Source organism: Phormidium tenue FACHB-1050 (assembly GCF_014696925.1).
Taxonomy (GTDB): Bacteria; Cyanobacteriota; Cyanobacteriia; order Pseudanabaenales; family Pseudanabaenaceae; genus Pseudanabaena.
This window is the reverse complement of sequence record NZ_JACJQY010000075.1, coordinates 1-13,185: the sequence shown is the minus strand read 5'-3', so window position 1 is coordinate 13,185 and position 13,185 is coordinate 1. Positions and strand designations below refer to the sequence as shown.

At 42.6% G+C, this 13,185-nt stretch carries 14 protein-coding genes; all 14 read left to right on the top strand.

The window, feature by feature from the left end; translation table 11 throughout:
* Positions 1 to 502 precede the first annotated feature (502 nt).
* The 14 genes from H6G05_RS24275 to H6G05_RS24215 all read left to right on the top strand — a co-directional run bounded on the left by H6G05_RS24275 (position 503) and on the right by H6G05_RS24215 (position 12,979).
* Positions 503 to 2,089, top strand: a complete 1,587-nt coding sequence (locus H6G05_RS24275) for an oleate hydratase (RefSeq protein ID WP_242025802.1) — start codon at positions 503 to 505, stop codon at positions 2,087 to 2,089.
* Between the two features lie 127 nt (positions 2,090 to 2,216).
* Complete coding sequence (locus H6G05_RS24270; RefSeq protein ID WP_190582453.1) at positions 2,217 to 3,269, top strand: NAD(P)-dependent alcohol dehydrogenase; 1,053 nt, start codon at positions 2,217 to 2,219, stop codon at positions 3,267 to 3,269.
* A gap of 12 nt (positions 3,270 to 3,281) precedes the next feature.
* Complete coding sequence (locus H6G05_RS24265; protein ID WP_190582451.1) at positions 3,282 to 3,569, top strand: DUF6335 family protein; 288 nt, start codon at positions 3,282 to 3,284, stop codon at positions 3,567 to 3,569.
* A 109-nt stretch (positions 3,570 to 3,678) separates the two neighbouring features.
* The gene (locus H6G05_RS24260) at positions 3,679 to 4,683 is read left to right on the top strand and encodes an NADP-dependent oxidoreductase (RefSeq protein ID WP_190582449.1); all 1,005 of its coding nucleotides are present in this window, start codon (positions 3,679 to 3,681) and stop codon (positions 4,681 to 4,683) included.
* A 222-nt stretch (positions 4,684 to 4,905) separates the two neighbouring features.
* Positions 4,906 to 5,322 carry a hypothetical protein gene (locus tag H6G05_RS24255; protein ID WP_190582447.1) on the top strand — a complete coding sequence of 139 codons (417 nt, stop codon included), beginning with the start codon at positions 4,906 to 4,908 and terminating at the stop codon, positions 5,320 to 5,322.
* Positions 5,323 to 5,464: 142 nt separating this feature from the next.
* The gene (locus tag H6G05_RS24250; RefSeq protein WP_190582445.1) at positions 5,465 to 5,836 is read left to right on the top strand and encodes a DUF5335 family protein; all 372 of its coding nucleotides are present in this window, start codon (positions 5,465 to 5,467) and stop codon (positions 5,834 to 5,836) included.
* Between the two features lie 65 nt (positions 5,837 to 5,901).
* Positions 5,902 to 6,468: an HdeD family acid-resistance protein gene (locus tag H6G05_RS24245; RefSeq protein WP_190582443.1), complete on the top strand. Its 567-nt coding sequence runs from the start codon at positions 5,902 to 5,904 to the stop codon at positions 6,466 to 6,468.
* Positions 6,469 to 6,504: 36 nt separating this feature from the next.
* Complete coding sequence (locus H6G05_RS24240) at positions 6,505 to 7,797, top strand: NAD(P)/FAD-dependent oxidoreductase (protein ID WP_190582441.1); 1,293 nt, start codon at positions 6,505 to 6,507, stop codon at positions 7,795 to 7,797.
* A gap of 95 nt (positions 7,798 to 7,892) precedes the next feature.
* Complete coding sequence (locus tag H6G05_RS24235; RefSeq protein ID WP_190582439.1) at positions 7,893 to 8,201, top strand: hypothetical protein; 309 nt, start codon at positions 7,893 to 7,895, stop codon at positions 8,199 to 8,201.
* 24 nt (positions 8,202 to 8,225) lie between these two features.
* Positions 8,226 to 8,708: a cation-transporting P-type ATPase gene (locus tag H6G05_RS25500; protein ID WP_242025800.1), complete on the top strand. Its 483-nt coding sequence runs from the start codon at positions 8,226 to 8,228 to the stop codon at positions 8,706 to 8,708.
* An 18-nt stretch (positions 8,709 to 8,726) separates the two neighbouring features.
* Positions 8,727 to 10,901: a magnesium-translocating P-type ATPase gene (mgtA, locus tag H6G05_RS24230; RefSeq protein WP_322096428.1), complete on the top strand. Its 2,175-nt coding sequence runs from the start codon at positions 8,727 to 8,729 to the stop codon at positions 10,899 to 10,901.
* The gene (locus tag H6G05_RS24225; protein WP_190582437.1) at positions 10,888 to 11,811 is read left to right on the top strand and encodes a DnaJ C-terminal domain-containing protein; all 924 of its coding nucleotides are present in this window, start codon (positions 10,888 to 10,890) and stop codon (positions 11,809 to 11,811) included. The genes mgtA and H6G05_RS24225 overlap by 14 nt, the downstream gene beginning before the upstream one ends.
* A complete protein-coding gene (locus tag H6G05_RS24220; protein ID WP_190582435.1) occupies positions 11,808 to 12,143 on the top strand; it encodes a chaperone modulator CbpM in 336 nt (111 codons plus the stop codon). Before H6G05_RS24225 ends, H6G05_RS24220 begins: the two co-directional genes overlap by 4 nt.
* Positions 12,140 to 12,979, top strand: a complete 840-nt coding sequence (locus H6G05_RS24215; protein WP_190582434.1) for a potassium channel family protein — start codon at positions 12,140 to 12,142, stop codon at positions 12,977 to 12,979. Before H6G05_RS24220 ends, H6G05_RS24215 begins: the two co-directional genes overlap by 4 nt.
* Positions 12,980 to 13,185: the final 206 nt, after the last annotated feature.

Below are 13,185 nucleotides of genomic sequence, written 5' to 3'. Positions count from 1 at the left end.
TCTCCTTTTCATTCTCTTGGATTTGCTCAGTTATCCATTCTCTGGGTTACTTTTTCCTGCTCTTTTTTTGATTTTTTTAATCAACTTAGTCTAGACTCCAGTTATAGCAAAAAAAGAGTTAGCTAGTACAAACCAAAACCCAAGAATCGAGTGGCGGCGCGAAGCGCCGCCACTCGATTCTTGGGTTTTGGTTTGCGGTGAATCTTTTTAGCCTAGGTTATTGGTTTGGATTTTAGTTTTTACAGCAATTGCTGATCAAACGAGCCACAAGAAAAATTTTGAAAGCGTTGCAAAGCTATGCTTTCAAAATTTTTCTTGGTTTGGGGTTGAGCAAAGCGCTGTAATTAAGCTGATCTACATAGTTGGGGTAGAAAAATTGTGTGTAAAGAATTAAATTTATTTCATGCAATCACTTCAATTTATACATTACCTATACGCAATCTCAACCAACAGGGGAGGAAGCTAATGAATGCAGACAGATTAAAACGTCACGAAAAATAATATGCCAACACTTGACATGAATAATGAATCTAAAGCATATATGTTGGGTGGTGGAATTGGCTCTTTAGCTGCTGCCGCTTTTATGATTCGCGATGGTGGATTCTCTGGGGCAAATATTTCTATTTTAGAAGTGAAGCCGCTTCTCGGTGGAAGTATGGATGGAATTGGAAACCCAGTGGATGGCTATTCGATGCGTGGAGGTCGGATGTTAACCACTGACAATTATGAGTGTACTTGGGAGCTTTATAAGTCGATTCCCTCTCTAAATTTGCCGCACAAAACCGTATTTGACGAAACGATGGAGTTTAATGAGCAGCATAAGTCAAATTGTATGGCAAGACTTGTCGATCATCGTCGTGGGAAAGTGCCTGTCAGTTCAATGGGCTTTTCGATGCAAGATCGTCAAGAGCTACTTAAGCTCAGCCAAGCGAATGAAAAAGATCTGGCTACTACTCGAATTACCGATTGGCTTTCTCCAGAATTTTTTGAGACTGAATTTTGGTTTATGTGGTCAACTACTTTCGCTTTCCAACCTTGGCATAGTGCCATTGAATTCAAGCGGTATTTACACCGCTTTATGCTCGAATTTTCTCGGATTGAAACCCTCGCTGGCGTGAAACGGACAATCTACAATCAGTATGATTCATTGATTTGTCCTTTACAGAGTTGGCTGGTATCCCAAGGAGTTAACTTTGTTCTAGATTCCCAAGTATTAGATCTCGATCACCGCACTGAGGACAGTAAATTTGTGGTAACGAGTATTCATTATCAGCAACATGGCGATCGCAAAACTATTGAAGTTAACAGCAACGATTTTGTTTTTCTCCAAAATGGCTCGATGACTGATGCCTCCAGTTTGGGTTCAATGACGAGTGCGCCTCAAAAATTGATTAAGCAGGACTGTACCAGTTGGAATCTATGGGAAAAGCTGGCGATGAATAACCCAGAGTTCGGCAATCCTTCTGTTTTCAATAGTAGTATTGCTGAATCTCTTTGGGAATCTTTTACAGTCACCCTCACAACTCCTACATTCTTCAATAAGATGTTGGAATTCAGTGGCAATGAAGCGGGGACTGGAGGACTTGTCACCTTTAAAGATTCCAATTGGCTGATGTCAATTGTTCTTGCCAATCAGCCCCATTTTAATAATCAGCCTGCGAATGTACAGGTTTTCTGGGGCTATGCACTCTTTCCCGATCGCGTAGGTGATTTCGTTCCCAAACCAATGTCCGATTGTAATGGTGAAGAAATCCTTCAAGAGCTCTGTGGTCATTTGCGATTTGATTTAGATGTGGTGGAATCAGCAAACTGTATTCCTTGCCGAATGCCCTATATCACCAGTATGTTTATGCCGCGATCGCATGGCGATCGACCATTGCCGATCCCTCTCAACTCAAAGAACCTCGCTTTTATAAGTCAGTTTGTCGAAATTCCCGATGATACTGTTTTCACGGTCGAGTATTCAGTAAGAGCTGCACAAATGGTAGTCTATCAATTCCTAAAAATTGATCGCCAGATTCCACTCGTTACACCTCATGACAAGTCTTTGCTAGTTCAGTTTGAAGCTTTAATCAAAGCCTTGAAGTAAGTTTACAGCGCTTTGCGCTGATATAAACCCTAGAGAATTTTTCAAAAGCGTTGCTCTGCAACGCTTTTGAAAAATTCTCTGGACTACTAATAGACTGCATCCAAACAAATCATTAAGAGAAAAAACGATGACAACGAAAGCCTATGCTGCCCAAAATGCCACAACTCCCCTTGCGCCCTTTAGCTTTGAACGTCGAAAAGTTGGCAAGCATGATGTGCAGATCGAAATTCTCTATTGCGGTGTGTGTCACTCCGATTTGCACACCGTCCGCAGCGAATGGAGCAGCGCTACCTACCCTTGCGTCCCTGGTCATGAAATCGTCGGTCGAGTCATAAAAGTTGGCAAAGATGTCAATAGGTTTAAGGAAGGCGACAAAGTTGGGGTGGGTTGTATGGTCGATTCTTGCCTTACTTGTACCAACTGTAAGGAAAACCTAGAGCAGTTCTGCGAGAAAGGTGCGATTTTTACTTATAACTCTCCCGACAAACATACTGGCGGAATCACCTACGGTGGATATTCCGAAAGCATTGTGGTGGACAAAGAATTTGTACTGAAAATCCCCAAGAATTTGGATCTTGCGGCAACTGCTCCATTGCTGTGCGCTGGGATTACGACTTATTCTCCCTTACGCTATCACAATGTGACCAAGGGTCAGAAAGTAGGTGTTGTGGGACTCGGTGGGCTAGGACATGTTGGGGTGAAATTAGCAAAAGCTATGGGTGCGTATGTCGTGGTTTTCACTACCTCATCGAACAAAGTTGAAGATGCGCTACGGCTCGGAGCCGATGAAGTCGTCAATTCTAAAAATGAAGACGAGATGCAGAAGCAACTAAATACTTTCCACTTTATTCTCGATACTGTATCTGCAAAGCATGATATCAACGCTTACCTCCTGCTCTTGAGACGTGACGGCAACCTCACTCAAGTCGGAATTCCATCAGAGCCGCTTTTGCTTTCGGTGGGCAGCCTAATTTTCGGTCGGCGCAGTATGAGCGGTTCTCTGATTGGCGGCATTAAAGAAACCCAAGAGATGTTGGATTTCTGCGGTAAGCATAACGTTACTGCTGATATTGAACTTATCCCCATCCAAAACATCAATGAAGCCTACGATCGCCTCGTCAAAAGTGACGTGAAATATCGCTTCGTGATTGATATGGCTTCATTAAAACAGGTTGCATAAAGGAGAAAATGTATGACAAACCCACAATCGCATCCATTAAAAGGTGCAGACTCAGCCGATGACACTGAGAATGATGCCTATCGAGCTGAAGTAAATGGTGATGAAGCCGTTGGCGGTAGCACCGCAGTTCCCGATCGCAATGATATGGAAGAAATGGCAAAAGCGGTTGGGATTGAAGTAGATGATGACACACCCCTTGCTACTGAAGAAATGATCCTAAAGCGCGATCGCGATCGCTGGGAACTAGATCCCGCATCGGCTGATGAACATTACAGCCATTTCCAATCAAAAGAACCATAAGAATAAATTTGAAAGCGTTGCTTCGCAATGCTTTCAAATTTATTCTTGGTTCGGGTTTGAGCGCAAAGCACAAATAAATCTTGCTTAAATAAATCATTAGGAAAAAATTATGACAGATATCATGAGCCGCGAAATTCAATTAGTTTCTCGTCCCAACGGGATGCCCACCGCAGCTAACTTTACGATCGCTACAACCAAATTAGAACCACTGCTAGAAGGACAAGTACTTGTTCGCAATCTCTATATGTCCGTCGATCCCTATATGCGTGGTCGCATGAGCGACAGGAAATCCTATGTTCCGCCCTTTGCGTTAGGTAAACCCCTTGATGGTGGCGCAGTCGGAGAAGTGATCGATTCCCGTGCTAAGGATTTTAAGCAGGGAGATGTTGTCATTTCCAGTTTTGGCTGGCGAGAATACTTTATCGCTGTGCCGAAAGCTTTGCATCTGGTCAGTCGCGAGATCCAACCACTTTCAGCCTATCTTGGTGCATTGGGTATGACAGGTATGACCGCTTGGGCTGGATTGAATTTAGTAGAAGTCAAAGATGGCGACGTGATTTTTATTTCGGGAGCAGCAGGTGCAGTGGGCAGCGTTGCTGGACAACTTGCCAAATTGCGTGGATGTCGGGTGATTGGAGCAGCAGGCTCTGCGGAAAAGGTCAAATTTTTACAGGAAGAATGTGGCTATGATCTCGCATTGAATTATAAAACTTCTCCTATCCTCGAACAATTAAACCAAGCAGTTCCCGATGGCATTGATGTCTATTTTGATAATGTCGGCGGTGAAACTTTGGAAGCTGCCCTCTCCCTGTTACGCATACATGGCAGGATCATTGCTTGTGGCGGCATCTCTGGCTACAACGAAGAAAGTCCACAGGTCGGACCTTCTAATCTTTTTAACATGATTACTAAGCGATTAACGATGAAAGGGTTAATCGTCAGCGACTTCCTTGATCTTCAGAATAAATTTGAACAGGAAGTGGGTAGATATTTCCGAGATGGCAAACTGAAAAACAAAGAAACCGTAGTGGTAGGCATCGAGCAAGCTGTGAGCGCATTTATCGGACTCTTTGCGGGTAAAAATATTGGCAAAATGGTAGTGAAGTTAGATTAACGTAAGTCTTGTAAAGATTCATCAGATTTTCAATACAATCCATTCAACTTATACGTTAAACATACAGGATCTCAAACAGCTTAATAAGATGCTAGTCAATGTAAACAGAATAAAACGTTACGAAAACCAATCTGCCAAATCGATGCTCTATCAATTCTGGTTAAGCATCTTTGCAATTTAGAAAAATTCAATCAATAATTAATCGTCAGTAAGGAATCGACCATGAGTACAAAAGTTGACAACTTCACTAAAAAATTACATGACAATTTGGAAGTAGTAGAAGAGAGGCTGAAATCACTGAGAGATAACCTTCAATCTGTACCGAAAAAAACTCAAGATGAGATTCAATCTAAACTTGATGAAGCGAGAGCAACACTAGAATCCAAAAAACAAGAATTTGATGAATACCGAACCAAGCTCAAATCTCAATTTGAGGAAAAAGAGTCTGAGTTGAAGTCAGATGTTGAGGAATGGAAGTCGAGTCGGAAGGTAAAAAATCTTGCACATCGAGCTGATAAAGCCGAAGACTATGCCGCTACTGCGATCGCTTTGTCTATAGCGACTATACAAGAAGCTGAAGAAGCAACTTTGACAGCGATCGCTGCTCGACTAGATGCTGAAGCTGCTGCAAAAAATTAAGAGTTACCCAAAAACACCTTGAAATCCCTGTTTGACGATAGGGGCAATTCATGAATTGCCCCTTCGTTATTCCGCGTAAGTCACCAAAATATATAGCAATACAACCTATCAGATTCATTAATGTTTTACCGTGAGAAATTCTATGACAAATACAATCGCCATCAGCAAATCTATCCCTCAAGAACAATGGAGCAAATTTTTTGACCAGTTTTCATCTGATCATCTTGGACGACATATTGAGATTGAGATCATTGACTCAAAACTCGGTGATGAATCCTTGATTAAAAATGCACCTTTGTTGTCGATAATTTATGACCGCCCAGATAAGGGTGATAACTTGGCGATCGAAGTGGGCAAAGATGAGATGACCTATGGTCACACCATTGATTCACCAAAGGAAATTTCAACAGGGGAGAATGCAAATAGTGAAATTGTTGCAATTCAGGTTGAAGACGCTACTGGGCGAAAAACTTTGATCAAACTGGATGCAGCGATCGCGAGTATATCTACATAGAGATATATAAGTCCCTATGAAACTTTATTCGTTATTTCAATCAATCTATTCAAGAGAGGATCAACATGAGCGTTACTGAATATGATGATACTGACGAGCAAGTTATTGGCTCTGGATGGATAACCGCGATCGCGATTGTGATGATCGTGTTGGGTATTATTGCGATCGTATTTCCCTTCTTTGCTACTATCGCTTCAACCGTCCTGTTTGGTTGGATATTCATCTCTGCTGGAATATTCCAAATCGCTTATGCCTTTCAATCTAGAGGTGCAGGTCAAGTCCTCTGGAAAACAATCCTAGGGCTGTTGTATCTCCTGTCTGGAATTTTCGTCATATTAAATCCGCGTGAAGGAGCAATTGCTTTTACGATAGTGCTTGGCATTACCATCTTCTTGCAAGGCATCATCCAGGTATCGCTAGCTTTTCAAATGCGTTGGATCTCTTTTAATTGGGGATGGATGCTTACGAGTGGACTCATAGGTATCATTTTCGGTATTTTTATTTGGTCTAGTTCTCCGCTTCATGCCGTTTGGTTCATTGGCACTCTAATTGGGATTAATCTTTTATTTGATGGAATTTGGATGTTAACTCTACATTCAGGCGAGAAGATTACTATTTCACATGATACATGAGTAAGAAGGCTATATTTTGTCACAAGGAGAATAAACATGTCTAATGTATTAGACGGGATATCAGAATTTCCGCAACGATTAATAGCTTCTGAACCTCTCCCAACCTTAATTTTAGGTGGTGGTTTTACGGGCTTGTTCACAGCATTACATTTGAGTCGTCAGCATTATACAACTCCCACAATTCTAATCGATCGCGAATGGAATTTTATTTTTAAACCACTATTGTATGAGTTTCTCAGTGGTGAGATGAACATGCAATTTATCCGTCATCGTTATGACGCTCTTTTACATAAAAGTGGCATTGCCTTCATTCGTGATGAGGTGCAATCGATTGACCTACAACAGCGTCAAGTCGTCTTAGCTTCTGGCTTGCATTACACCTATAGTAATTTAGTGCTGTCCCTCGGATCTGTAGCTGGTTACTTTGGAGTTAAAGGAGCTAGAGAAAACTCTTTAGCATTTCGTACCAGTGACGATGCGATCGCCTTAGCTTGGAAACTACGCGATTGTTTGCAAAAAGCTACCCAAACTTCAGAACCACAGCAGAAAAAGACCTTATTAACCATTGCTATCCTCGGCGCTGGTAGCTCTGGCGTGGAGCTAGCTGCAACGCTTGCTGACTTATTGCCAGTCTGGTACAGTCCATTGGGCGGAGATATTGCCGATATTCGGATAGTCGTCATTCAACGGGGTAAACAGATTCTCAAAGGTGACAGCGATCGCCTACGTCAGACCGCCGAAGAAGCCTTGCAAACACGTACTATACCCGTGGAGGTAATGCTAGAAACTGCGGTAATTGAAATTCGACCCAATATAGTTATGCTCCAACGAAATGGACAAATTGAAGAACTCGCTGCAACAACAATTATTTGGACAACGGGAATCGCCACAAATCCACTCATGGATACCTTATCTATTCCTGAAGGCGGTCGAGATGAAAAGGGACGACTCAAACTAACCGACACTTTACAACTTCTCGATTTCCCAGAAGTATTTGCGGGCGGTGACTGCACTGTAATGGAGCATCCTTTACCCGCAACCGCACAAGTGGCTTATCAGCAGGGAGTTGCGATCGCCCATAATTTGCAAGCGCTTTCTGAATGTCACTCTCCGACTGCGGTTAAGGTTGGTATGCGAGGAACGCTGATGAAATTGGGATTGAAGGAAAGTGTTGCCGAACTCTTTGATCGCTATGAAGTGAAAGGTCATCTCGGTCATTTAATTCGTCAAGCTGCTTACATTGAGTTGCTGCCTACGCCAGCCAAAAACTTTAAGGGAACGCTTGCATGGATATCTGATGAGCTTTTCCAGAGATGCTCTGGAATATAACTTTTTAAGAATTGAGAGAGTCGCACCCTGTGGGTGCGACTCTCTCAATTCTTCTCTGATTTTGATATGAGATACATACATTAAGGAAATTATTTATGGAAACCACCAAAAAACGTAGCCAATATTTTAAATATATTCGCTATCTTCATCGCATTCTTGCTCCGATTATGTTGTTGCCTCTATTACTAACCACCATTACAGGAATAATTTATCAAATCCTAGATCTGACAGGTAAACAAAAGAATTTTAAATGGATCTTAGGCTGGCATAAAGGAGCCTTTGGTGTAATTAATCTAGAACACATTTATCCATTCTTGACTGCCCTTGGTTTGTTGATATTGATTTTTACGGGAATTTCAATGTGGCGCACGATGCGGCGTACTTCTAGTAACCCAGCTATTTAGCAACACTGAAAAATTGAAAATTTTATGCAGACTTTAAATCAGACTACGAACTCATCTAAAAGCCAAAAGTCTAGCACCTTCAAGGATTCATCGGCATCACTGATCAGTATAGCTCAGAGCGATGTGAATGAAGTTCTGCAATTATTTGAAACTGAATTAGAGGGACTAAGCGAACCTGAAGCTAAGCAGAGGTTAGATAAATATGGACTAAACGAGATCGCCCGTGAGAAAAAGATCGCGTGGTATGTCCAACTGCTAAAAACGGTGACTAATCCTCTCTCGCTTTTACTAATTGTTTTAGCGATCGTTTCCCTATTTACTGGAAGTACAACTGCTGCTTTAATCATTTTTATAATGGTTCTTTTTGGTGGATTATTGAGGTTCTCGCAAGAATTTAAATCGAATAAAGCTGCCGAAAAATTACGAGAAATGGTGAGCGCTAAGGCAACGGTTAATCGTAAAAATGAGCATACAAAGCCTGCATCTCCAACCAAAGATACTACTTGAACAACTAAAGGGAAAGAAATTGAAGTAAAGCTACTAGTTGCAGGAGATATTATCTTTCTGTCCGCAGGCGATATGATTCCTGCCGATGTCAGATTAATTGAGGCGAAAGACTTATTTCTGAGCCAGTCAACGCTCACGGGAGAGTCTCTCCCTGCGGAAAAGCATGTAGATCTAAGCGATCGCAATGAGAAAAATCCCCTAGAACTAGTCAACCTCTGTTTTATGGGTACGGCGGTAGTCAGTGGCTCAGGAACAGGGGTGGTCGTTGAAACTGGCGGACATACTTACCTTGCCTCACTAGCAAAATCTGTTAGTGGCAGCAAGCCCCGCACTAGCTTTGATAAAGGTGTCAATGGCGTAACCATGCTGCTGTTGCGCTTTATGTTGGTTATGGCTCCCTTAGTCTTTATGATTAATGGCATCTTTAAAAAGAATTGGGTTGAGGCATTCACTTTTGCCTTGTCGGTAGCCGTGGGACTTGCCCCCGAAATGCTACCTGTGATTGTCACAGCCAATTTGGCGAAAGGGGCGATCGCGATGTCTGACAAAAAGGTGATTGTCAAAAATATTGATGCAATTCAAGACTTCGGCTCGATGAATATTCTCTGTACGGACAAAACAGGGACTTTGACCCAAGACAAAATCGTTTTGCAGAGACACTTAGATCCCTACGGACAAGAGAGTACCGATGTTCTTAAATATGCCTATCTCAATAGTTTCTATCAGACAGGTTTAAAGAATTTATTGGATATTGCAGTTCTCGAACATAATCAAGAACTTGAGTCTTTAGAAATTGAGAAAAACTATCAGAAGTTTGATGAAATCCCCTTTGATTTTGTGCGGCGGCGGATGTCCGTTGTCATCGAAGAGATGGGCAAACAACATGTACTGATTTGTAAAGGTGCTGTAGAGGAAGTTCTCAAGGTTTGCACCCAACTTAAAGTCAATGATCGGGTTGAGCCAATGAACGAGTCAGCTCATAGTAAGGTTGCCGATCTCCAAAAAAAACTTAATTCTGATGGATTGCGAGTAATTGCTGTAGCCTATAAAGTGATGCCCCCAGATCAAGCCCATTACGCGATTAATGATGAGAGCGATCTGATTCTGTTGGGAAATATTGCCTTTCTCGATCCACCCAAAGATTCTGCTGCGGAGGCGATTAAAGCTCTCAAGCGCTCTGGTGTCGATGTCAAAATCTTAACTGGCGATAATGAAATCATTACTCAGAAAATCTGTAAAGATGTGGGATTGCCAGTCCAAAATATTTTATTAGGTAGCGATATTGAAGCTTTATCGGACGATAAACTCGCCGAGGTTGCCGCAACCACGACTATTTTCGCGAAGTTCTCTCCCACTCAAAAAGCCAAAGTTATTCAGGTGCTACGCAAAAAAGGGAACATCGTTGGATATATGGGTGATGGCATCAATGATGCGGCGGCTCTGCGAGAAGCTGATGTGGGGATCTCCGTGGATACGGCTGTAGATATTGCCAAAGAGTCAGCCGATATCATTTTATTGGAAAAGAATTTGTTAATTCTCGAATCTGGTGTAATGGAAGGTCGCCGAACCTTTGCGAATATTATCAAATATATCAGGATGGGGACTAGCTCTAACTTTGGCAATATGTTTAGTGTCTTGGGCGCGAGTGCGTTACTCCCTTTTTTGCCGATGCAACCAGTCCAGATATTAATCAATAATCTTCTCTATGATTTTTCGCAAACAGGAATTCCCTTTGATGATGTCGATCGCGAAGATTTAGCTAAGCCCCCACAGTGGAAAATTGATAATATCCAGCGCTTTATGACCTTTATCGGACCGATCAGTTCTATTTTTGACTATGCTACCTTTGCTTTGATGTGGTTTGTATTTGGGGCAACTACTAGAGACAATCAAGCTCTGTTTCAAACAGGTTGGTTTGTGGAAAGCCTGATGACGCAAACGCTAATTGTCCATGTCATTCGTACTTCTAAGATTCCTTTCTTCCAGAGTCGAGCTTCTTTACCAATGCTGATGATTACTGCTACGGTTATGGGTGTGGGCATATACTTACCCTTTTCGCCACTCGCTTCAAGTTTAGGGTTTATTCCTTTACCCGCCATTTACTTTGTCTGGCTAGCTTTCATCCTCACTTCCTATTGCATCCTGACTCAGTTTGTAAAGACTTGGTTTATCAAAAAATATGGCTACAGCTAAAACTGACTTTAAAGACTATTACAGTGTCTTGGGAGTGAGCAAAACCGCCACTCCTGAAGAAATCAAGCGAGCATATCGGAAGATTGCCCGTAAGCATCATCCAGACCTCAATCCTGGAGATGAAGAAGCAGAGGCAAAGTTTAAAGATCTGAATGAAGCGAATGAAGTACTCTCCGATCCAGAGAAGCGTGAGAAGTATGATCGCTTTGGACAGTATTGGAATCAACCTAACTACACTGAAGCGCCAACCCCTAGAGAAACTAATACTGGAAATGGCTTCGATCAGTATGGAGACTTTGATGCGTTTATTAATGATCTACTAGGGCGATCGCAACGTCGAACCTCTAGTGATGGATTTCGCTCTCAAGCACCTGCACCAGACACCGAAGCCGCGATCGTCCTTACTTTTTCTGAGGCGTTTCACGGTGTCCAGAAGCGTTTGCAACTTGACAATGCCACGATCAATGTCCGCATTCCCGCAGGGGCTAAAACAGGAAGTCGGATTAGACTCAAGGGGAAAGGTCGTCCTAGCCCGTTTTCTCAACAGCGCGGCGATTTGTATCTCACGATTGAATTGTTACCGCATTCCTTCTTTCACTTTGAAGGCGATCGCTTTGTGTGTAATGTCCCAATTCGTCCCGATGAAGCGGTTTTGGGTGCAGAGATCAATGTGCCGACACCTGATGGCAGCGTGACCATGAAAGTCCCGAAAGGATTACAAACTGGACAATCGCTAAGATTGCGAGGCAAAGGTTGGACATTGCCCAAAGGCGGACGTGGTGATTTATTTGCCAAGCTTCAGATCGTTACGCCACAGGATCTTAATGCGATCGAGCAAGAATGCTACGAAAAAATCCAAGCCAACACCAGCTTTAACCCACGCATTCACTTAGAGGAGATTAAGTTATGAACGAAGTTCTTTCAACAAACCATTCATCAAGTCTCTCAACGATGGTAGTTTCCCTCGAAGGTGAACAACTTTATACCTTTGAATATGCCGCAACCGTAACAAAGACTTCCATTACGGTTGTACAGGTTTATGTCGAGTTAGGAGTAATCGAACCGAATGGCACAATGCTACATTCTCGCGAAATTACCCGAATTGCTCAAATTCAACGCTTACGTCAGGACTTGGGACTCAATTTAATCGGAGCAGCGATCGTGCTAGATATGGCTCAGGAACTCGCGCAACTGCGGGCAAGGCTCAAAGCGCATCAGTCCCAATCAACCAACCAACTATGAGATCTCCCAAACCAGCATCAAAAATACCACCTGAATCCGAACTAGCCGCCATAGATCGAGAACGTTACGAACTCCTCCAACAGTGGGAAAGTTGGCTAGAGATGCCGATGCTAGTGCTGAGTTTTGCTTGGTTAGGACTGTTAATAGTTGAGCTAGTTTGGGGTTTGAATCCGCTCTTAGAAACGATTGGCATTACCATTTGGGGCATTTTTATTTTAGATTTCTGTCTAAAGTTCTTGCTTGCGCCACACAAACTTTTTTATCTTAATCACAATTGGCTAATCGCTTTCTCTTTAATCATTCCTGCGTTACGAACTTTAAAGATCGTGCCAATCCTTCGCTCTTTGCAATCAGTTCATGCTGTGAGAGGGTTGCAGTTGTTGGGAATCATGACTAGAACGAATCGAGGAATGCGCTTGCTTGGGGCTAGTATGGAACGTCGAGGAATTGGCTATGTGTTTGCTCTAACGGCGATTGTCGCCTTAGCGGGTGCTGCGGGAATCTATACTTTTGAGCGCAAGCTTCCCGATGGGGCAGTTGGTATTGCGGATTACGGTACGGCGCTATGGTGGACGGCGATGGTGATGACTACAATTGGCTCGGATTACTTTCCCAAAACTGGGGAAGGACGAGTGTTGTGTTTTTTACTTGCGGTATATGCGATCGCCTTGTGTGGATATGCGACAGCGATATTAGCGACATTCTTTGTTGGTCAGGATGCGGAAAGTGATGAAGCAGAGATTGCAGGTACAAAATCCATTCAAGCATTGCAAGTAGAAATTGCTGCCTTACGCACTGAAATTCAAGCTTTAGCTAAACGCGATTTAGAGCATTAATTGGCGATGGATATCGTATTAGCCATTATAGCGATCGCCTAAAATCAAGACTCACAGTAATAGCGATCGTCGATGAAATAATAATTTGATGTAGAATGTATTTAGCCTACATTCAGCAGGTTATTTAAGACAAAAAATAATATTTACGAGAAGAGGCCCCGAGAAACTGCAAAATTAGATTTTGTCGATCAGTAAGCTTAATCTGA